The organism is Sandaracinobacter sp. T42 (assembly GCF_059115405.1).
The window spans coordinates 39,233-59,657 of sequence record NZ_CM181101.1 but is presented as its reverse complement, the minus strand read 5'-3'; the positions used below and the strand labels follow the sequence as shown (position 1 = coordinate 59,657).

Below are 20,425 nucleotides of genomic sequence, written 5' to 3'. Positions count from 1 at the left end.
CTGGCCTTCGCGGTCAGCCGTCTGCCCGTTCGCGGGCGATTTCACGCCAGCCGATATCGCGGCGACAGAAGCCATCGGCAAAGCTGATCTTTTCGACGGCCGCATAGGCCGTGGCGACCGCATCGGCCACGGTGGGGCCGGCGGCGGTGACGCCGAGCACCCGGCCGCCGCTGCTGACCAGATGGCCCTGGGCATCGAGCGCGGTGCCGGCGTGCAGCACCCGGGCGCCTGTTGCTTCGGCCGCATCGAGGTTTTCGATCCGCCCGCCCTTTGACGGGGTTCCGGGATAGCCGCGCGCCGCGATCACGACGACGGCGGCCGCGCCGGATTTCCACCGGGCGGAGCGGCCCGCGAGATTGCCCTGCGCGGCCGCCAGAAGAAGCTCTGCAAGGTCGCTTTCGAGGAGGGCCATCAGCACCTGGCATTCGGGATCCCCGAAGCGCACATTATATTCGATCAGCTTCGGCCCGGTTTCCGTGAGCATCAGCCCGGCGAACAGGACGCCGCTGAAGGGCGTTCCGCGCGCGGCCATGGCGTTCAGCGTTGGCTGGATGATCTCGGCCATGGTGCGGGCCTGGAGATCGGGCGTGAACACCCGGGCCGGGGCATAGGCGCCCATGCCGCCGGTGTTGGGGCCGGTATCGCCGTCCCCCACACGCTTGTGATCCTGCGCGGCGAGCAGGGGCAGGGCGGTCGTGCCGTCCGCCAGCACGAAGAAGCTGACTTCCTCGCCGGTCATGCACTCCTCGATCACCACTTCGGCGCCGGGGCTGGCGAAAAGCTCTCGCAGCGCCGCTTCGGCTTCGCCATGGGTGGCGGCAACGGTGACGCCCTTGCCAGCGGCCAGCCCGTCGGCCTTCACGACGACGGGTAGCGCATGGGCGGCCGCGTAGGCCAGCGCCGGTTCCGGCGCATCGAAGCGGCGGTAGCGGGCCGTCGGGATAGCGGCTTCGTCGCACAGTTCCTTCGTGAAGGCCTTGGAGGCTTCGAGGCGGGCGGCGGCGGCGCTGGGGCCGAAGACGGGGATGCCGGCCGCGCGGAGCGCATCGGACACGCCTGCCGCCAGCGGCGCTTCCGGCCCCACGACGACGAGGCCGACGCCTTCGGACCTTGCGAATGCGGTGACGGCGGCCGGGTCCAGGATGTCGAGCCCGGGCGCGGGCGCAGCGACCCTTGCGATGCCGGGGTTGCCGGGGGCCGCGATCAGGCGGCTGCATCGCGGCGAGGCAGCGAGTTTCAGGGCAAGCGCATGTTCGCGGCCGCCGCTGCCGAGGAGGAGGATCGGGAAGGCTGTGCTGGGCATGGGCCGCCGATTAGGCGCAGTTGACGACAGAGGGAAGGGCGCGCGGGTTTGAAGTGACCGCGAAGCGACGGTATGGCGTCCGGCATGGCATCACAGGCGCCCAACATTCCCGAGTTTTCGGTTTCCGAACTGGCCCAGAGCGTGCGGCGGACGCTGGAGGACCGTTTCTCGCTGGTCAGGGTGCGGGGTGAGCTGTCTGGCTTCAAGGTCTATGGATCGGGCCATGCCTATTTCGACCTGAAGGACGCCGACGCCGTGCTGGCGGGGGTGATGTGGAAGGGCAATTTCCAGCGACTGGGCTTCCGGCCGGAAGACGGCCTGGAGGTGATCGCGACGGGGAAGCTTTCGGGCTATCCCAAATCCTCCCGCTATCAGCTGGTGGTGGAGCGGATGGAGGTGGCGGGCGTCGGCGCGCTGCTGAAGCAGATCGAGGAGCGGCGGCGGCGGCTGGAGGCGGAGGGGCTGTTTGATCGGGCCGCCAAGCCGCAGCGGCCGTTCCTGCCTTCGCATATCGGCATTGTCACTTCGCCCCAGGGGGCGGTGATCCGCGACATCCTGCACCGCCTGCGGGACCGGTTCCCGCGCCGGGTGAGCCTATGGCCGGTGCCGGTGCAGGGCGACGGCGCGGCCGCGAAGATCGCGGCGGCCATCCACGGCTTCAACGCAATGCCGGACGGCGCCCGGCCCGACCTGCTGATCGTGGCGCGCGGTGGCGGTTCGATCGAGGATCTGATGGCCTTCAACGAGGAAATCGTGGTGCGCGCGGCGGCGGCGAGCCGCATTCCGCTGATTTCGGCCGTGGGGCATGAAACGGACACGACGCTGATCGATTTCGCATCCGCGCTGCGGGCGCCGACGCCGACGGCGGCGGCCGAACTGGCGGTTCCCGTGCGGGCGGACCTGCTGGAAGGGCTGGCCGAGCTGGGGTTGCGGGCGCAGCGGGCGGAGCGTCGTGCGCGGCTGCTGCGGGCGGAACGGCTGCAGGCGATGGCCGCGCGCCTGCCCCGGCCGCAGGCGATCGCCGGGCTGGCGCGGCAGCGGCTGGACGAAGCGGGCGAACGGCTGCCGAGGGCGCTGCTGACGCGCGCGCGGCTGTTGCAGGCGCGCCTGTCCGCTGCGGGCGGCCGGCTGACGCCCCGGCTGCTGGTGCACCATCTTGCGCGGGAGCGGGCGCTGCTCGCCTCTCCGCGCGTGACGCCGAACCCGGCGCTGCTGAGGGCGCGGCTCTCGGCTGCGCGGGCCTCGCTTGCCGCCGGCTTCCGGCTGGCCGAAGGGCTGTCGCCGCAAGCGGTACTGGCGCGGGGGTTCACGCTGGTGCGGCTGCCCGACGGGGCCGTTGCCCGCCGTGCCGCGGATGCCGCCGCCGCCGCCCAGCTGCGGATCGTCTTTGCCGATGGCGAGGTGCTGGCGCGGCCCGCCGGTTCGTCGCAACCCCGTTCAACGCCCGGTGCGAAGCCGCCAGCCGGCGGCCCGCAGGGCCGGCTTTTCTGAAGGAAACCCCGCACATGCTGAACTTTGCCGCCGGCCGCCCCGCCAGGCTTCGCTATCTATCCGGCAGCTTCAAGGTGATCGCCGATGGTGACCATGTGGTTTGCGCGGTGACGGGGCAGAAGATCCCGCTTTCGTCGCTGCGCTACTGGAGCCATGAACTGCAGGAGCCCTATGCCTCTGCCGAGGCGGCCGCGCGGCGCTATGCGGAGGCGCGGGCGAAAGGGCTGCTCTGAACATTGCGCTGTAGCACGACGTGAATCGTATACTGTGGCAACAGGGCAACAGCGCCGCGCAACAATCCGCTGAAAGGCGACGGCTCCTTTACAGATGCTGGGCTTTTTGGTGATACCGCCACCAAGCCTCAAGGCGACCGGTCGGATTGCGTCTCGTTCATGGTGCAAATGCACACCTTGTTTTGGTGCAAATGCACACAGCGCGCGCGGCCGTACGGGACAAGCAAGGCGTATTCCAGGTGGAGGGATATCCGGTTTCGGCCGGACCATCTGGAAGCGCGATAAAGGAAGGACTGACACACGTGACCCAAACACTCTGGCACAAGCGCGCCACCCTGAAGGGCTCGGTTGCCACCGCTGCCGTCAGCATCGCCATGCTTGCGGGCCCTGCGGCCTTTGCGCAGTCCACGGCCGCCGCCGAAGCTGAAGCCGAAACCATCGTGGTGACCGGCTCGCTCATCAAGAATCCGAACCTCGAGCGCGCCACGCCTGTCACGGTGACGTCGGCTGACGAAATCGACCTGAAGCAGCTGACCAACGCCGAGCAGGTCCTGCGCGACATCCCCGGCATCGTTCCGTCGATCGGTTCGGCCGTGAACAACGGCAACGGCGGTGCGTCGTTCGTCAACCTGCGCGGCCTGGGTTCCAACCGGAACATCGTGCTGCTCGATGGCCAGCGCCTGGTGCCGGCCGAACTGAACGGCCGCTTCGACCTCAACAACGTTCCGCTGGCGCTCGTCGAGCGTGCGGACGTGCTGACCGGCGGCGCCTCCACCACCTACGGCGCCGACGCCGTTTCGGGTGTCGTCAACTTCATCACGCGTCGTGACTTCACCGGCGTGGAAATCAACGGCGGCTACGGCCTCACCGAAAAGGGTGACGGCCAGTCGCTCCGCCTCGACATGGTGATGGGTGCGGGCTTCGACGATGGTCGCGGCAACGTCACGCTGGGCATCGGCTATCTGGAATCCGACCAGGTGCTGCAGGATGACCGCGATTTCTCGCGCTTCTCCTATGACAGCTTCAACGGCGCAGCCGGTGGTTCGGGCACTTCGACCCCCTCGCGCTGGTCGAACGTGAACCCGACGGCTGGCAACCTCATTGCCAACTCTTCGGATCCGCTCGTTGCGCAGCGTTGCAACACCACTGGCGTGCCGGTTGTTCCGGGCCTCCCGAACTGCAGCAACCCGCAGGGAAGCCAGCGCCAGGTCAACAACGATGGCACCGCGTTCAATGCGGGCACTGCCTTCTCGGCCTTCAACTTCAACCCGTACAACGTGTTCCAGACGCCGTTCAAGCGCTTCAACGTCTACGCCGCTGGCCGCTACGAAGTGAACGAGAACCTGGAATTCTACACCCGGGCGATCTTCTCGAAGAACAAGGTGCAGACGATCATCGCCCCCTCGGGCGCGTTCGGCCTGACCGTCGATGTTCCGCTGAACAACCCGTTCCTGACGACGGCGCAGCGCAACGCCTTCTGTAACGTCGACATTGATCCGACCTCGACCTATCAGCCCCGCTTCACGGCGGCGCAGTGCGCTGCTGCGGCCAACCCGAACCTGAAGCCTGGCGATGCGGATTACCGCAGCGTGTCGGCTGTGGTTTCGCGTCGGAACGTGGAAGGCGGTCCGCGGGTTTCCACCTATGACACCACCTTCTTCGACTATCAGGCGGGTGTGCGTGGCGCGATCACCAGCACGATCGATTATGACGTGTCGGCGAGCTACGGTGAATCCGAGAATGCGGCTGCGGCTGACGGCTACTGGCTGAACTCCCGCGTGCGCCAGTCCATGCTGGCCAATGCCAATGGCTGCTTCGACACGTCGAACGGCTGCGTTCCGCTGAACCTGTTCGGCGCGACCGGTTCGATCACGCCGGCGATGAACGACTTCCTGAACGAATCGTCGGTCACGACCAACAAGTTCAGCCTGACGCAAGCCAAGGGCAGCATCTCGGGCGACTTCGGCGTTGCCATTCCGTTCGCGACGGACGCGGTGGCCTTCGCCCTCGGCGCCGAATGGCGGGACTATTCGGCCCAGCAGAAGTCCGACCTGCTGTCGCAATCGGGTGACCTGGGCGGCGCCGGTGGTGCAGCTCCGAACATCGACGGCGGCTTCAGCGTCTATGAACTCTATGGCGAAGTGATCGCCCCGCTCGTTCAGGACAAGCCCTTCGCCGAAGAGCTGACCCTGGAAGGCGGCGTTCGCTATTCCAAGTACTCGGTCGACGCGCCGACGAACCCGAGCTTCGACACCTGGACCTGGAAGATCGGCGGCAGCTGGTCGCCCGGCGCAGGCCTGAAGTTCCGCGGCAACTATGCCCATGCCGTCCGCGCCCCGAACATCGCCGAGCTCTTCTCGCCGGTGAACACGGGCCTGACCAACCTGGCCGATGATCCCTGCGCCAACCTGGACGATCAGGGCGGTTCGCTGGGTCGTCCGGTTCCGTCCGGTGAACTGCTGGCGGTCTGCCTTGCGCAGGGCGCTCCGCTGACCTCCATCGGCTCCATCTCGGTTCCGACCGCCGGTCAGGCGAATGCGACCTTCGCGGGCAACGTCGATCTGAAGCCGGAAACGTCCAACTCCTGGACGCTGGGCGCGGTCTGGGTTCCGGAATTCGCTCCGGGCCTCAGCCTGACGGTTGATTACTACAACATCACCGTGACCGACGCGATCACGCAACCCACCCCGCAAGACGGCATCGATGCCTGCTTCGGCCCGAACCCGTTCAGCCCCGCGGCTGGCGCTTCGACCACCGCAGCCTGCACCATCATCCGTCGTTCGAACCAGACTGGTACGCTTTCCGGTGACTCGGCTGAAGTTCCCGGCCTGTACCTGCCGCTCTCGAACCTCGGCCGTCTCGAAACGGATGGCGTCGACTTCTCGATCAACTACGGCACCAACTTCGGGTCCGTGGACTGGAAGCTCGCGGTGACGGGTAACTGGACCGGCAAGTCCGTCTTCCAGGCGACCCCGACGTCTGTCGCGATCGATTGCGTCGGCAAGTTCGGCACCAGCTGCGGCTCGATCCAGCCGGATTGGTCCTGGTCGGTTCGGAACACCTTCACGATCAGCGACTTCGACATCTCGCTGCTGTGGCGGCACCTGTCGAGCGTGACCTATGAAGGTGCGGGCGATCCGAACACCGAAGCCTTCAAGGGAACGCTGTCGGGCGGGAACCTGAACGGCAAGGAAGCCGACTTCAACCACATCCCGGCCTACAATATCTTTGACCTGTCGGCCCGGTTCCAGGCGAGCGAGACCTTCTCGTTCACCTTCGCGATCTCCAACCTCTTCGACAAGCAGCCGAAGGTGGTCGGGAACTCGATCGGTTCGACGTCGTTCAACAGCGGCAACGTCTATCCGTCGACCTACGACGCGCTGGGCCGTCGCTTCAACGTGGGCGCCCGCATCCGCTTCTAAGTGGACCGGACGTCACGGTTGTTGACCGGAAACAGAGGGGGCGGGCCGAAAGGCCCGCCCCTTTCTGTTTGAGTGGACGAAGATTGCCGAAGGCTGCCTTTCCGATCCTGCAAATCGGATGACGCAAGATGAGGCGCGGGCTGGCCCCGCGCGGAAGCCTCAGCGAAATCGCGCGTCAGGGAAGCAGGGAATTGGGCAGGTCGAGCGGGATCGACTGGACCCTGGCGACTTCACGCGCCCAGGCGGAGACCTTCTCTACCTCGTCGGCGTGGGCCTTCAGGCCCGAGGCGCGATCCGCCGCGCGGTCGGATGCGGAAAATGCCCCGCCTGTCTTGCTGTTGCGGGTAAAGGCAGGGCCGTTGACGATGCCGCCGAGCATGTCTGCCGGGAGGTCGAGGCCGAAATGCAGGGCCAGTGCTGCGAGCGTGGCCTGAGGGTTCGCCATGAACCGTTCGCTGTCCAGTGTGCGGATGCGATCCGGGAAGCTGGCCGAAAGCGAATGAAACTGCCGCTGCTGGCCCAGCCAGCACAGGGCGGCAATCTGGATATCCGTCAGCTTCAGCAGATCCTGCCCTTCGATGCCGAATTGCAGCAGGCCTTCCCGCCCCAGCTTCAGGAACAGATCCCGGATCCAGATGCGGCCCCAAAGGCCCTTGCGCGCGATCGAGCCAAGGAAATCATCGAGCGGGGCGTGCAGCAGCAGGGCCCTGCTGCCTGGCCGAAGCCCCAGCATCGCCGGGGCGAGCGCGTTGACGAGGTTGGACGGTTTCAGAATCACAGCCTCTGCCGCGCCCCATGGGCGGGCCAGAAGTTGCAGGCCATGATCAAGGGCCCGGGCCACCTGCACGGATTCGACCGGCCCCCGGTGCCGCCAGCCCACAATGTCGTTCAGCAGCACGGGTTCGCTGAGCGCCATGGCAAGGCCTACCTGATCCAGCGCACGCGCCAGAAGGGTGGAACAGCAGAAGGCCGAGTGGAAGATATAATGCAGCGGCGCCGGCGGGGGCGCTGCCGAATGCGCCCATTCGCGGCCCAGCACGACAGGGGGTTCGGCTGGCGCCAGATATTCATCCGTGAGGAACGGGACAGCCCGGTGGCGTTCGCGCGGAACATGCAGGAAATGAAACCTGTCTCCGGCAGGGTCGTAGCGGTGCGCGAGCCATTCGGGATTCCGGGCGACGAGGGCGGGATCGGCCATGGCAGGCTGATGGCATGCCGCGCGGGCGGAACGCAATCAGGCTTCTTGTGTGGCGGAACGCCGGGGCCTAGCTTCGGCAAATTGCAGGTGGGGGATTTTGCGGCCTATGGCTTCGGCACGGGATCTGGAACAGTTGTTGCGGGGGGCAGCCGCGGCACGGCAGGCCGGGCAGTCGGCGCAGGAACTGGCGCTGCTGCAGGAAGCGATGCGGATCGACGGCACGCATCCAGTGGTGTGCAACGCGCGTGGGCTGCGGGCGCTTGCGGATGGCGACTTCGCCCTTGCCGAACAATTGTTCGACGCTGCGCTGAAAGCCGATCCCGGGCAGCAGGCGTTGCTGATGAACCTTGCGGCCGCGAAACGGGGGCAGGGCGACCGGCCGGGCGAGCTTGCGGCCCTGGAAGCGGTGATCGCCGTGGATCAACGGCACCTGATGGCGCAGATGCGACTGGCTGACTGGCACCAGGCAGACGGCAACTTGCCCCGCGCGGCTGAACATTGGCGAAACGTGCTGGCGATGGCGGCCGGGATCGAGGACATGCCGCCGGCCCTGCAGGATCGCATCGAGGCGGGGCGTCGCCTTGTCGCGGAGCAGAATGCGGATTTCGCAGCCCGGCTGGAGATCGGCCTGGCTGAGGCCGTAAAGGCTGCGGACGACACTGCGCGACGGCGGTTCGGCGCCTGTGTCGATTCCATGTTGGGCAGGCGGCGCATCTACACGAACGAATGTTCAGGTGTGCATTACCCGTTCCTGCCCGCCGACGAGTTCTTCGAACGCCGGTTGTTTCCCTGGATGCCGGCGCTGGAGGCCCGCACGGACGCCATCCGAGCGGAGTTCCTGGCGTTGGCGGCAAACCGATCCGACGCGATCCGGCCCTATGTGCGGCAGGAAAAGGGAACCCCGGAAAACAAGTGGAGCGCATTGGACAACCGGCTGGACTGGGGGGCGTGTTTCCTGTGGGAATATGGCGAGCCCAACAGGCCGGTGCTGGATGCCTGCCCGGAAACCGCGAAGGCCCTGGCGGCACTGCCGCGCAACCATATCCCGGGCCGGGGGCCGAGCGCCTTCTTTTCGCTGCTGAAGCCGCGCACGCGGATTCCGCCGCACACGGGGGTGACCAACACACGGGCGATCATTCACCTGCCGCTGATCGTGCCGGAGGGTTGCGGGTTCCGCGTGGGCGGCGAGACCCGGACGTGGAAGCCGGGGGAAGCCTTCGCGTTCGATGACACGATCGAGCACGAGGCCTGGAACGACAGTGACGAATTGCGCGTGGTGCTGATTTTCGATGTATGGAATCCGCATCTGACCGAAACGGAGCAGGATCTGCTTGTGACGATGTTCGCAGCGGCGGATGCGACCGGACATGATCCGACGGGGCGGCGGGGACGCAGCTGAGGCGCTTGAGACATGCCGATGCAGGTAGGACTTGCAGCCGGGCAATAGACGGGCGACACTTTATCTGTGCATATCGAGTGGAATCGAGTTACCGAAGCGCGGCTCATGCGATGCCATCGGGCGCGGATTGATCTGGAGGTTGGAATGCCGAGACTGTTGATTGCCGCCGCCCTGCTTGCGGCCGGATCCCTTGCCCCGGCCGCGCCGCTTCTGGCCGCGGCATCCGCCGACGCAGGCGCCGAAAAGCTGGATCCGAAGGATCCCAACTATGTGCGCTGCCGCAAGATTCAGGTGACAGGTTCGCTGGTGAAGAAGGAGCGGATCTGCAAGACCAACGCCGAATGGGCGCGCGCAAACGAGGACGCCCAGAAGAATGTGGAAGATCTGATCGTCCGCAATCGCACCGGCACCAACAGCCAGTAACCGACACGGTCAGGCGCCCGGGCGGGGGGCGCCCGACCTTCATCGGACGACGGTTCAGGCGGCCGCCTGAGCCGTCGCGTCGGTCGATACGGCCATGAGGAGCTTCCCGTCCCCGTCGGTCACGGTCACGGTGGCGCCGTCGGGAACCTCGCCCGACAGCAGAAGTTCCGCCAGCGGATCGACCAGATGCTTGCTGACTGCGCGCTTCAGCGGCCGGGCGCCATAGACCGGATCATAGCCGACGCGCGCCAGCCAATGTTGCGCGCCTTCGCTGAGGACAAGCGAAATCTTCCTGTCCTTCAGCAGCTTGCGCACATGATCCACCTGGATGTCCACGATCGAGCCCATATGCTCCAGCCCCAGGCGGTGGAACAGGATGATCTCGTCCAGGCGGTTCAGGAATTCGGGGCGGAAGGCGCCCCGCACCACTTCCATCACCTGCGGTTCGGCCTGTTTCACATCGGCGCCGTCCGGCAGCGCGGCGATGAACTGGCTGCCGAGGTTCGACGTGAGCACGATGATGGTGTTGGTGAAATCCACCGTCCGGCCCTGCCCGTCTGTCAGGCGGCCGTCATCCAGCACCTGCAGCAGCACGTTGAACACGTCGGGGTGGGCCTTTTCCACCTCGTCGAAGAGCACGACCTGATAGGGCCTGCGGCGGACGGCTTCGGTGAGGACACCGCCTTCATCATAGCCGACATAGCCCGGCGGCGCGCCGATCAGGCGGGCGACGGCATGCTTTTCCATGAATTCCGACATGTCGATGCGGACCATCGCATCTGATGAATCGAACAGGAAATCGGCCAGCGCCTTCGTCAGTTCGGTCTTGCCGACGCCCGTGGGCCCCAGGAACAGGAAGCTGCCCAGCGGGCGGTTGGGATCCTGCAGGCCGGCACGAGCCCGGCGGACGGCCTTCGAGACGGCCTTCACGGCATCATGCTGGCCGATCACACGCCTGTTCAGCTCGGCTTCCATGTTGAGGAGCTTCTCGCGCTCGCCCTCCATCATCTTCGTGACGGGAATGCCCGTCCAGCGGGAGACGACGGCGGCAATGTCCTCCGAGGTGACTTCCTCGCGCACCATGGCGGCTTCGGAGGCCTTTTCCGCTTCGGCGAGTTTTGCCTCCAGCTCGGGGATCAGGCCGTAGGTCAGTTCGCCTGCGCGGGCGAAATTGCCCTGCCGCTGGGCCTGATCCACTTCGAACCGGGCCTGATCCAGCTGTTCCTTGATCCGCGTCGCGTTGGAGAGTTTCTCCTTCTCGCCCTCCCAGCGGGCGGTCAGGTTGCCGGCCTCCAGCTCCAGATCGGACAGCTCGGCTTCCAGCGCCTGCAGGCGCCCGCGGGAGGCTTCGTCCTTTTCCTTCGCCAGGGCCTCGCGCTCGATCTTCAGTTGCATGATGCGGCGCTCCAGCGCCTCGATCTCCTCGGGCTTGGATTCCACTTCCATCCTGAGGCGCGAGGCGGCTTCGTCCATCAGGTCGATGGCCTTGTCGGGCAGGAAACGGTCGGAGATGTAGCGGTTGGAGAGGGTGGCGGCGGACACCAGTGCGCTGTCGGTGATGCGAACCCCGTGATGGAGTTCATATTTTTCCTTCAGACCGCGCAGGATGGAGATGGTGTCCTCCACCGTCGGCTCGCCGACGAACACGGGCTGGAAGCGGCGTTCGAGCGCGGCGTCCTTTTCCACATGCTTGCGATATTCATCCAGCGTGGTCGCGCCGATCACATGCATCTCGCCCCGGCTGAGCGCGGGCTTCAGCAGGTTGGAGGCGTCCATCGCGCCCTCGGACTTCCCGGCGCCAACCAGCGTGTGCATTTCATCGATGAAGAGGATGATCCGCCCCTCGGACGCCTTGATCTCGTCGACGACGGCCTTCAGCCGTTCCTCGAACTCGCCGCGGTATTTGGCGCCCGCGATCAGCGCGCCCATGTCGAGCGCGAAGAGGGTCTTTTCCTTCAGGCCGTCGGGCACATCGCCATTCTTGATGCGCAGCGCGAGGCCTTCGGCAATCGCCGTCTTGCCCACGCCGGGTTCGCCGATGAGGACCGGGTTGTTCTTGGTGCGGCGTGCGAGCACCTGGATGGTACGGCGGATTTCCTCGTCGCGGCCGATCACCGGATCCAGCTTGCCGTCGCGCGCGGCCTGGGTGAGATCGCGGCCATATTTCTTCAGGGCGTCATAGCTTTCCTCGGCCGAGGCGCTATGCGCGGCGCGGCCCTTGCGCAGGTCCTCGATGGCGGCGTTGAGGCCCTGCGCCGTCACGCCGGCCTCCTTCAGGGCCTTGCCGGCCTCTGTCTCTGGCGCGAGGGCCAGCGCCAGCAACAGCCGTTCGACGGTGACGAAGCTGTCGCCTGCCTTCGTCGCGATCTGTTCGGCCTGATCGAGGACGCGGGCGACTTCCTGATCCCACTGCATCTGGGCGCCGCTGCCCGAAACCCTGGGCAGTTTCGAGACGGCGGCATCCACGGCGACGCGCGCGCGCTGGGCATTGCCGCCGGCCGCCGCGATCAGCCCGGAGGCCATGCCCTGATCATCATCCAGCAGGGCCTTCAGCAGATGCCCCGTGGTGACGCGCTGGTTCTGTTCCCTCAAGGCGATGGTCTGCGCCGCCTGGAGGAAGCCCTTGGCCCGATCGGTGAATTTTTCGATGTTCATGCCCGCCTGATACTCCTTTCCCCCGATGTAGTGTTGCAAAATTACCACACAACGGGTCGGCCGAAAAAATCGAGAGGTGGCACGGCGCCCCGGGCCATGCTTCGCTCCTGCCGATGACAAGGTGGGGAGAAGCGGTATGCAAGGCAAGCTTCCGGGGAATCGTCTGTGCGAGATGCTTGGGATCGAGCGCCCGATCATCCAGGCGCCGATGGGCTGGATCGCGCGGAGCCAGCTGGCGTCTGCCGTTTCGAATGCGGGCGGGCTGGGCATCATCGAGACGAGTTCGGGCGAGCTGGACGCCATTCGCGGCGAGATCGCGAAGATGCGGGAGCTGACGGACAAGCCTTTCGGCGTGAACGTGGCGCAGGCCTTCGTGCGCGATCCCGATATCGTGAAGTTCATCATCGACCAGGGCGTGCGCTTCGTGACGACATCCGCCGGGGATCCGAACCGCTTCTGCGGGGAGTTGAAGGCGGCGGGGCTGACGGTGTTTCATGTGGTGCCGAACCTGGCGGGCGCGCTGAAGGCGCTGGAAGCCGGGGTGGACGGGCTGGTGGTGGAAGGCGGGGAGGGCGGCGGGTTCAAGAACGCCCGCGACGTCGCATCGATGGTGCTGCTGCCGCTGGTGCGGGCCCATACCGACAAGCCCATCGTGGCGGCCGGCGGCATGCTGTGCGGCCGGACGATGGCGGCGGCCTTCGCGCTGGGGGCCGACGGAATCCAGCTGGGCACGCGCATGGTGAGCGCGGCGGAAAGCCCGGTGCATTCCAACTGGAAGGACGCGATCGTGGCGGCGAAGGAAACCGACACGGTGTTCCTGAACCGGCAGGGACCGGGGCCGGCGCTGCGGGCGTTGCGAACGGGCCGTACGACGAAGCTGGAACTGGAGCCGACCGACAACATCTTCGGCGAGATGGCGCGGGCGAAGGATCTGTATTTCGGGGGCGACATGGAGGCGGCCATCGCCTTGACTGGCCAGGTGGCGGGCCGGATCGACAGCGTGCGGCCGGTGAGGGAGATCCTGGACGGGATCATGGCCGAATATCGGGAGGCTGTGGCGGCCCTGCCGGTTTTCTGAATGCCGGCGGCGCCGGCTGGCCCGTTAAGGGGCGCTAGGCGCGGGTTTTCCGAGTGGCCCAGGCGAAGATGAGCCCGCCGACAAGGCCGCCCAGGCTCATGGTGAGGAAGCCGGCGCCGGTGCGTGCGCCGGCGAGCGGCGAAAAGCCGTAGGACAGGCGCATGGCGAAGAGGGCGAGGGCGATCGCGGCCCATCCCGCCAGCGGGTAGGCCAGGGGCGCGAGACGGCCGGCGCGAGGCCGCAGCCAGCCCGCGATCAGGAAGGCGATCAGCAGGGATCCCAACACAACCGCCCCCAGCGTGGGCAGCAGGCCGACGAAATCCCGGACGATGGCGCCAAGGCGGACATGGATCGGCAGCGCCGTGCCCAGCGCGGCCAGTTCGGATTGTACGAACAGGCTGTGCCCCAGGCTGACGAGCGCCGTTGTCGCCAGCGCTGCGAGCAGAAGTGCGCCCAGCCGCATCCACCAATTCGTCATCTGCTTGTCCTCTCGACCTGAATGGCGCTAGCGTAGCGGACATTCGGGCAAGACGGGAGAGTGGATATGCGGTGGCTGAAGTTCCTGAGCCTTGCCCTGTTGCTGGCGGCCGCGCCGGCTGCCGTGGCGTCGGAGCCGCGGGTGGAGCTGGTGGCGACGAACCTGAACCACCCCTGGAGCATTGCCTTCCTGCCGGGCGGCGGCGTGCTGGTGACGGAGCGCAACGGCGGCCTGCACCGGATCGAGGGGCTGCGGATGAGCCGGGTGAACGGCGTGCCGAGGGTTTTCAACGAGGGGCAGGGCGGGCTGTTCGACGTGATCGCCGACCCGGGCTTCCAGCAGAATGGCCTGATCTACCTGAGCTATGCCCATGGGACGGGCAAGGCCAACGGCACACGGATCGCGCGGGCAAAGCTGGTGGGCAACAGCCTGCTGGAGGTGACGCCCATCTACACCGCGACGCCGCTGAAGCGGGGGCCTGTGCATTTCGGCGGGCGCATGGCCTTCCTGCCGGATGGCACGCTGGCGTTCACGACCGGCGACGGTTTCGATTTCCGCGAGCAGGCGCAGCGGCTGGACAGCCCGCTGGGCAAGGTGATGCGGATCACCACGGATGGGAAGGTGCCGCCGGACAACCCCTTTGTCGCGGTAGCGGGGGCGCAGGGCACGATCTACAGCCGGGGTCATCGCAACCCGCAGGGCCTGGCCTTCGACCCGGTGCGGGGCGTGCTGTTCGAGCATGAACATGGACCGCGCGGCGGCGACGAGGTGAATGTGATCCGCCCGGGCCGCAACTATGGCTGGCCGGTGGCGACGAAGGGGCTGGACTATTCCGGCGCCACCATTTCCCCTTACCGTCAATATCCGGGCATGGAGGATGCGATTCTGGGATGGACGCCTTCCATCGCGCCGTCCGGCCTTGCCATCTATCGTGGGAAGATGTTCCCGGAGTGGAATGGCGACCTTCTGGTCGGCGCGCTGGTGGATCGGGAAGTTCGGCGAATCCGGCTTTCGCCCGAGGGCAAGGTGCTGGGGCAGGAGAGCCTGTTCCGGACGGTGGGGGAACGCATCCGCGACGTTCGCGTGGCGCCGGACGGGGCGGTGTGGATCACCACCGACGATGCCAAGGGCAAGGTGCTGCGGATCAGTCGCTGACGTCGGATCGGGTGGCGGCCGCCTTCAGCTGGTCTGCCACCACGGCCTGCACGAAGCTGCGACCCTGTTCCGATCCGACCAGCGCCTTCAGGAAGTCACGTGCGGCGACCAGGCGGCTGTCTCTGTCAACCGTCAGCCAGTCCTGCAGGGCCATGCCGTCCATCATGAATCGCAGCAGATCGCGCGTGAATTCGAACGCAGCCGTATCCGGACGATCCCCGAGGAGCGCGCGGCGGGAAATGTCCAGGCGGTTCTGATCGAACGCATCGATCGCGGGGCGGATCAGATCCTTCAGCTCAGGATCGGTTCGCGCGGCGATCAGCAGTTCGACGGTGGCAGCATATTCCGGGCCCTGCCGCTGTTCCCACAGCATGTCCACCATGGCCATCGCGATCGCGGCATCATCGGAAACCCCGCCCTCTTCGAGCGACGCGATGGCGGATTCAAAGGCCAGGATCCTTGTGCGAACCAGATACTGGGCCGTCGCGCGGACGAGTTCGGCCCTGGACCTGAAATGATAGAGCATCGCCGGGCGCGTCAGCCCCGCCAGTTCCGCCACAAGGATGGTGGAGAAGCGCTGATAGCCCTGCGTGGCAAGCACGTCGCGCGCGGCATCGAGAATGCGCCGCCGGGTCTCCCGGCTTTTGCCGAGTTCGCTGCCCGACACGTCGGTCGGATCCGGCAGGTACGGCGAGTTTCCTTCACTGTGGTGCAAGCTGCGAAGCCCCCGGATTCTGATACCCGATCGCTATCCAATAGCAACGAATTTTCGCAAATGCGAGCCATTTGCAGCTCGTTTCAGGCCGGGGGAGTTCCAGGCGAAAACGGGTGTCGCATCCGGCCCCAGTGCGATCAGCCCGCCGTTGCCGCCGAAGCCTTTCACGTCAGTCAGCATTGCGTCTGACGCGGCCTGCAGCGATTGCCCGAGGTGGCGGTGCCTGGCCGCGACTTCATGCGCGCCGCCGGCGCGGATGAAATGTTCCCCCACGCCCGTGCAGCTGATGGCGACGAGATCATCCGCCCAGGTGCCGCTGCCGGGAAGGGGGGTGTCGCCGACGCGGCCCGGGCGCTTGCCGAACAGGCCGCCGGTTGAGGTGGCGGCCGCCAGCCGGCCCTCCCGGTCCAGCGCGACGGCCCCGACGGTGCCATGGCCCAGCGCATCGGCCGGGACGTCGAGATCCTGAGGTTCCACGCCGATCGCCAGCCGGAAGTAAGCCGGATCATCGCCGATCGCAGGCAGGCCGACTTCTCGTGCGAAGGCGGTCGCCCCCTCTCCGGCGAGAAGGACGTGGGGCGTCTGTTCCATCACGGCACGGGCGGCCTGGATCGGGCTTTGCACATCCTGGATCGCCGCCACCGCGCCGGCCCGGCGACCGGGGCCATCCATGATGCAGGCGTCGAACTCGACCTGGCCTGCGCGATTCGGCGCGGAGCCGCGCCCGGCCGTATAGAAGCCGGAGGCTTCGAGCCGCGCCACGGCCCATTCCACTGCATCCAGCGCGGACAGGCCGGCATCCAGCCTGGCCCCGACTTGCGTGACCAGGTCATCCAGATGCCGTTCGACGGCGCTGTAGTCCCGGCCGGGCGTGACGCCCGCGCCGCCATGCAGGGCGATCGTCCATTTCGATGTCATGGGAGGTGCCTTCGGGGAACATTTCCGATCGCAGGGCAGGGGAGGGTCCGTCTCATGGTGGGTGTCCCGTCAACCGGCTGCGCGCAGCAGTTCGCGCGCGGTGATCATGCGCATCACTTCGTTCGTGCCTTCGAGGATGCGATGCACGCGCAGATCCCGCCACAGCCTTTCGATCGGGTAGTCCATCAGATAGCCGTAGCCGCCGTGCAGCTGCAGGGCGCGATCCACCACGGCCGAGCCGGTGTCGGTGGCGAGGCGCTTGGCCATGGCGGCGAACTTCGTCTTGTCCGGCGCGCCCGACGTGACCTTGGCGGCCGCGAGATAGAGGAGGGCGCGGGCAGCCTGAAGCTCTGTCTCCATGTCGGCCAGCGTGAACTGCGTGGCCTGGAAATCGGCGATCGCCTTGCCGAACTGGCGGCGTTCCCGGACATAGGCGAGCGTTTCATCGATGGCGCGTTGCGCGCCGCCGAGCGAGCAGGCGCCGATGTTGAGGCGGCCGCCATCAAGGCCCGCCATGGCGATGCGGAACCCCTGACCTTCTTCGCCGATCAGATTTTCCGCAGGCACGCGCACGCCGTCGAAATGCACCTGCGCCGTCGGTTGCGAGCGCCAGCCGAGCTTGCGTTCATTGGCGCCGAAGGAGACGCCGGGCATGTCCTTCTCGATCGCGAGGCAGGAGATGCCGTTCGCGCCCTCGCCGCCGGTGCGGACCATGGTGACGTAAAGATCATTGGCGCCGCCGCCGGAGATGAAGGCCTTGGAGCCGGTGACGACATAATGGTCCCCGTCCCTGACGGCGGTCGTCTTGAGCGCGGCCGCGTCGGAGCCGGAGCCGGGTTCGGTGAGGCAGTAGCTGGCGATGATGTCCATGGGGATCAGGCCGGGCAGATATTTTTCGCGCACGCGCGCGCTGCCGAAGCAGTCGATCATCCAGCTGGCCATGTTGTGGATGGAGATGAAGGCCGAAGTGGAGGGGCAGCCGTAGGCCATCGCCTCCATGATGAGGGCCGATTCGAGGCGCCCAAGGCCGATGCCGCCCGATTCCTCGCGCACATAGATGGCGCCGAAGCCCAGCTCCGCCGCCTTGCGGATGGTTTCGCGCGGAAAGTGATGCGCTTCATCCCAGCGGGCGGCGTGGGGGGTGATTTCGGCCGCTGTGAAGCGTTCGGCGGTCTCGCGGATGGCGAGCTGGTCCTCTGTGAGTTCGAACTGGGTCATGAAAGCTGCCATAGACGGATTCGGCGGCCAGTTGCACTCCGCAGCTGTCGCAGGTGCGGATGGTGCGGCCAAGTTGACCTTGGGGAAGGCTTTCGCTATGGCCACCGCTCTTGCCGGAGGCGTCTGCCTTCGGCCGATAACCTATTTTGCAAGGCAAGACCGATGAAGCGCACCTATCAACCGTCCAAGCTCGTTCGCGCGCGTCGCCACGGCTTCCGTGCCCGCATGGCGACGGCCGGTGGCCGCAAGGTGCTGGCCCGCCGTCGTGCGCGGGGCCGCAAGGTCCTCTCGGCCTGAGCCGAGTCGTTCGGCCCCGGCCGGACAAGCTGAATGGCTGAAACCCTGATCGCGGCTGGGCCTGGCCCGGCCGCGTTTCCGTCTGTCCGGACACCGTCGATCGGCCGGATGAAGCTGCGGCGGGATTTCCTGGCGGCGAATGCCGGTGTCCGGGTGCCGATGCCGCCCTTCGTGCTGCTGGTGATGCGCACCGATCTGGGCCTGCCGCGCGCGGGCTTCACGGTTTCGAAGAAGGTGGGCAATGCCGTGGTGCGCAACCGGGCCCGCCGGCGCCTGCGCGAAGCGGTGCGGCTGGCCATGCCGGATCTGGCCGTGCCATCCGCCGATCATGTGTTCATCGCCCGCCGGCAAGAGGCCGAACTGCCCTTCGAGGAGTTGCTGGCGATCACCCGCAAGGCGCTGGAGAAGGCGCACAGGCGGCTGGATGCGCCGCGATGAGGCTGACCGAGCTTCCGGCCCGCGCGGTCGCAGGGGTGTTCCGGCTTTACCAGTTGGCGCTCTCGCCGCTGCTGCCGCCCAGCTGCCGATTTTCGCCAAGCTGTTCCCATTACGGGATCGAGGCCCTAAAGCGGCACGGATTGCTGGCCGGCCTGTGGCTGACGGCATACCGGATCGGCCGCTGCCACCCCTGGGGCGGATCGGGGTTCGATCCGGTTCCAGAGAAGTTCCACCTGTTCCGTCGGGCGACTGCCCCGACCATCCGCGAAGAGTGAGCCTGAGCCAGTGACCCAGGAAAACCGCAACCTGATCCTCGCCGTCGTCCTGTCGGCGCTGGTGCTGTTCGGATGGACCTTTGCTTCCGAGAAGTTCTTCCCCGCGCCCAAGGCGCCGCCCGCCGCGACTGCGGCGGCGGGGACCGGGCCGGCGACCCCGGGGGCGAATGTGCCCGTGGTGGCCCCGGCCGGGCCGCTGCCGGCCGAGGCGATCGTATCGCGGGGCGCGCGGGTGGCGATCGAGACGCCGCGCCTGAAGGGTTCCATCAACCTGACGGGGGCTCGCTTCGACGACCTGGTGCTGACCGATCACACGGTTGCCCTGCCGCCTTCGCAGCCGATCCGGCTGTTCGCGCCTTCGGGTTCGAAGGAGGCCTATTTCGCCGGCTATGGCTGGGTGGGGCCGGGCGCGCCGCCCGCCGACGCGCAATGGACCGCGAGCGGCGCCACCCTTTCGCCGGGCAAGCCGGTGACGCTGAGCTGGCGCAGCCCGCAGGGGCTGATCTTCCAGCAGATCATTTCCGTGGACGACAATTTCCTGTTCACCGTGGAACAGCGGGTGGCGAATGCATCGGGCAGCCCAATCGCGCTGCGCGCCTTCGGCTATGTGAACCGCACCGGACGCGGGCCTGAAAAGGACGCCTTCAACCTGCATGTGGGCCCCATCGCCGTGCTGGACGGCACGCTGCGCGAAGGCGACATCAGCTATGACAAGCTGCGCGACAACGGCCCGCAGACCATCAATTCGAAGGGCGGCTGGCTGGGCTTTACGGCGAAGCACTGGCTGGCGGCGCTGATCCCCGACCAGCAAGGCAATATCGAGGCGCGTTTCACGGCCGTCGACGGGGACCGGTATCAGGTGGACTGGCTGAAGCCTTCGGCGACGCTGAACAGCGGCGAGGCGAATGTGACGACGAGCCACCTGTTCGCGGGCGCCAAGGAAGTGCGGCTGCTGAACCAGGTGCGCGACGAACTGGGTGTGCCGCTGTTCGACCGGGCGCTGGCCTGGGGCTGGTTCTGGTTCATCGCCCAGCCCATCTTCGCGCTGCTGCAATGGCTGTACGACATCTTCGGCAATTATGCGCTGGCGATCGTTGGGCTGACGCTGATCGTGCGGGCACTGCTGTTCCCGATTGCCAACAAGCAATATGCCAGCATGGCCAAGATGCGCATCTTCGCGCCGAAGATGAAGGAAATTCAGGAAAAATACAAAGACGACAAGCAGAAGCAGCAGTTCGAGCTGATGGAGCTGTACAAGAAGGAAAAGATCAATCCGCTGGCCGGCTGCCTGCCGATCCTGCTGCAGATTCCGATCTTTTACGCGCTGTACAAGGTGCTGCTGATTTCAGTGGAGCTTCGGCACCAGCCGGCGTTCCTGTGGATCAAGGATCTGTCCGCGCCCGATCCGCTGACGCCGCTGAACCTGTTCGGGCTGCTGCCGTTCGATCTGCCGGGCTTCCTGCATCTGGGTGTGCTGCCGATCATCCTGGGCGTCACCATGTGGGCGCAGTTCAAGCTGAACCCGCAGCCGATGGACGAGATCCAGCAGAAGGTGTTTGCTTTCATGCCCTGGATCTTCATGTTCATGATGGCGCCGTTCGCGGCGGGGCTTCAGATCTACTGGATCGTGAACAACCTGGTTTCCATCCTGCAGCAGTGGGTGCTTCTGCGGAAATATCCCGCCCCGGCGCCCGCCCCTTCGGGTGTGAAATGAGAAAGGCGCCCACCA

The 20,425-nt window shown here is 66.5% G+C and carries 18 protein-coding genes; 11 read left to right on the top strand and 7 right to left on the bottom strand.

Features of this window, described 5'->3' with window-relative positions; translation table 11 throughout:
• Positions 1–13 precede the first annotated feature (13 nt).
• Positions 14–1,303 (bottom strand): phosphoribosylamine--glycine ligase, encoded by a 1,290-nt coding sequence (purD, locus tag ACW9TV_RS00270; RefSeq protein ID WP_494303890.1) that lies wholly within the window; start codon positions 1,301–1,303, stop codon positions 14–16.
• Positions 1,304–1,387: 84 nt separating this feature from the next.
• On the opposite strand from purD, the gene xseA reads away from it, so the two are divergent.
• The 3 genes from xseA (at position 1,388) to ACW9TV_RS00255 (ending at position 6,449) form a co-directional block, all read left to right on the top strand.
• Entirely contained in the window at positions 1,388–2,794 is a 1,407-nt protein-coding gene (xseA, locus tag ACW9TV_RS00265; RefSeq protein WP_494303889.1) for an exodeoxyribonuclease VII large subunit, read from the top strand.
• A 14-nt stretch (positions 2,795–2,808) separates the two neighbouring features.
• The gene (locus ACW9TV_RS00260) at positions 2,809–3,027 is read left to right on the top strand and encodes a DUF2093 domain-containing protein (protein ID WP_494303888.1); all 219 of its coding nucleotides are present in this window, start codon (positions 2,809–2,811) and stop codon (positions 3,025–3,027) included.
• A 374-nt stretch (positions 3,028–3,401) separates the two neighbouring features.
• Positions 3,402–6,449: a TonB-dependent receptor domain-containing protein gene (locus tag ACW9TV_RS00255; protein WP_494305096.1), complete on the top strand. Its 3,048-nt coding sequence runs from the start codon at positions 3,402–3,404 to the stop codon at positions 6,447–6,449.
• A 175-nt stretch (positions 6,450–6,624) separates the two neighbouring features.
• Here ACW9TV_RS00255 and ACW9TV_RS00250 read toward each other — a convergent pair whose 3' ends face one another.
• Positions 6,625–7,647: a hypothetical protein gene (locus ACW9TV_RS00250; protein WP_494303887.1), complete on the bottom strand. Its 1,023-nt coding sequence runs from the start codon at positions 7,645–7,647 to the stop codon at positions 6,625–6,627.
• Between the two features lie 106 nt (positions 7,648–7,753).
• Between ACW9TV_RS00250 and ACW9TV_RS00245 the strand changes: the two genes are divergently transcribed.
• Together ACW9TV_RS00245 and ACW9TV_RS00240 are read left to right on the top strand one after the other, a co-directional pair.
• Positions 7,754–9,046, top strand: coding sequence for an aspartyl/asparaginyl beta-hydroxylase domain-containing protein (locus ACW9TV_RS00245; protein ID WP_494303886.1), 1,293 nt, complete (start codon positions 7,754–7,756; stop codon positions 9,044–9,046).
• A gap of 144 nt (positions 9,047–9,190) precedes the next feature.
• On the top strand, positions 9,191–9,469 hold the full coding sequence (locus ACW9TV_RS00240) for a hypothetical protein (RefSeq protein ID WP_494303885.1): 279 nt from the start codon (positions 9,191–9,193) through the stop codon (positions 9,467–9,469).
• A 54-nt stretch (positions 9,470–9,523) separates the two neighbouring features.
• Here ACW9TV_RS00240 and clpB read toward each other — a convergent pair whose 3' ends face one another.
• On the bottom strand, positions 9,524–12,124 hold the full coding sequence (gene clpB / locus ACW9TV_RS00235) for an ATP-dependent chaperone ClpB (protein ID WP_494303884.1): 2,601 nt from the start codon (positions 12,122–12,124) through the stop codon (positions 9,524–9,526).
• Between the two features lie 172 nt (positions 12,125–12,296).
• On the opposite strand from clpB, the gene ACW9TV_RS00230 reads away from it, so the two are divergent.
• On the top strand, positions 12,297–13,202 hold the full coding sequence (locus tag ACW9TV_RS00230) for an NAD(P)H-dependent flavin oxidoreductase (RefSeq protein WP_494303883.1): 906 nt from the start codon (positions 12,297–12,299) through the stop codon (positions 13,200–13,202).
• Positions 13,203–13,236: 34 nt separating this feature from the next.
• Here ACW9TV_RS00230 and ACW9TV_RS00225 read toward each other — a convergent pair whose 3' ends face one another.
• Complete coding sequence (locus ACW9TV_RS00225; RefSeq protein ID WP_494303882.1) at positions 13,237–13,680, bottom strand: hypothetical protein; 444 nt, start codon at positions 13,678–13,680, stop codon at positions 13,237–13,239.
• 66 nt (positions 13,681–13,746) lie between these two features.
• Between ACW9TV_RS00225 and ACW9TV_RS00220 the strand changes: the two genes are divergently transcribed.
• On the top strand, positions 13,747–14,835 hold the full coding sequence (locus ACW9TV_RS00220; RefSeq protein ID WP_494303881.1) for a PQQ-dependent sugar dehydrogenase: 1,089 nt from the start codon (positions 13,747–13,749) through the stop codon (positions 14,833–14,835).
• Here ACW9TV_RS00220 and ACW9TV_RS00215 read toward each other — a convergent pair.
• The 3 genes from ACW9TV_RS00215 to ACW9TV_RS00205 form a co-directional block, all read right to left on the bottom strand.
• Positions 14,825–15,550: a TetR/AcrR family transcriptional regulator gene (locus tag ACW9TV_RS00215; RefSeq protein ID WP_494303880.1), complete on the bottom strand. Its 726-nt coding sequence runs from the start codon at positions 15,548–15,550 to the stop codon at positions 14,825–14,827. The two genes, ACW9TV_RS00220 and ACW9TV_RS00215, sit on opposite strands and share 11 nt — an antisense overlap.
• A gap of 33 nt (positions 15,551–15,583) precedes the next feature.
• Positions 15,584–16,468 (bottom strand): isoaspartyl peptidase/L-asparaginase family protein, encoded by an 885-nt coding sequence (locus tag ACW9TV_RS00210; RefSeq protein ID WP_494303879.1) that lies wholly within the window; start codon positions 16,466–16,468, stop codon positions 15,584–15,586.
• A gap of 69 nt (positions 16,469–16,537) precedes the next feature.
• A complete protein-coding gene (locus ACW9TV_RS00205; RefSeq protein WP_494303878.1) occupies positions 16,538–17,686 on the bottom strand; it encodes an acyl-CoA dehydrogenase family protein in 1,149 nt (382 codons plus the stop codon).
• Between the two features lie 162 nt (positions 17,687–17,848).
• Between ACW9TV_RS00205 and rpmH the strand changes: the two genes are divergently transcribed.
• From rpmH to yidC, 4 genes are read left to right on the top strand one after another with little or no spacing between them, the layout of a single operon-like run.
• The gene (gene rpmH, locus ACW9TV_RS00200; protein ID WP_494303877.1) at positions 17,849–17,983 is read left to right on the top strand and encodes a 50S ribosomal protein L34; all 135 of its coding nucleotides are present in this window, start codon (positions 17,849–17,851) and stop codon (positions 17,981–17,983) included.
• Positions 17,984–18,016: 33 nt separating this feature from the next.
• Positions 18,017–18,421: a ribonuclease P protein component gene (rnpA, locus tag ACW9TV_RS00195; RefSeq protein ID WP_494303876.1), complete on the top strand. Its 405-nt coding sequence runs from the start codon at positions 18,017–18,019 to the stop codon at positions 18,419–18,421.
• Positions 18,418–18,696 (top strand): membrane protein insertion efficiency factor YidD, encoded by a 279-nt coding sequence (gene yidD / locus ACW9TV_RS00190; RefSeq protein ID WP_494303875.1) that lies wholly within the window; start codon positions 18,418–18,420, stop codon positions 18,694–18,696. The genes rnpA and yidD overlap by 4 nt, the downstream gene beginning before the upstream one ends.
• Positions 18,697–18,706: 10 nt before the next feature.
• On the top strand, positions 18,707–20,410 hold the full coding sequence (yidC, locus tag ACW9TV_RS00185; RefSeq protein WP_494303874.1) for a membrane protein insertase YidC: 1,704 nt from the start codon (positions 18,707–18,709) through the stop codon (positions 20,408–20,410).
• Positions 20,411–20,425 lie beyond the last annotated feature (15 nt).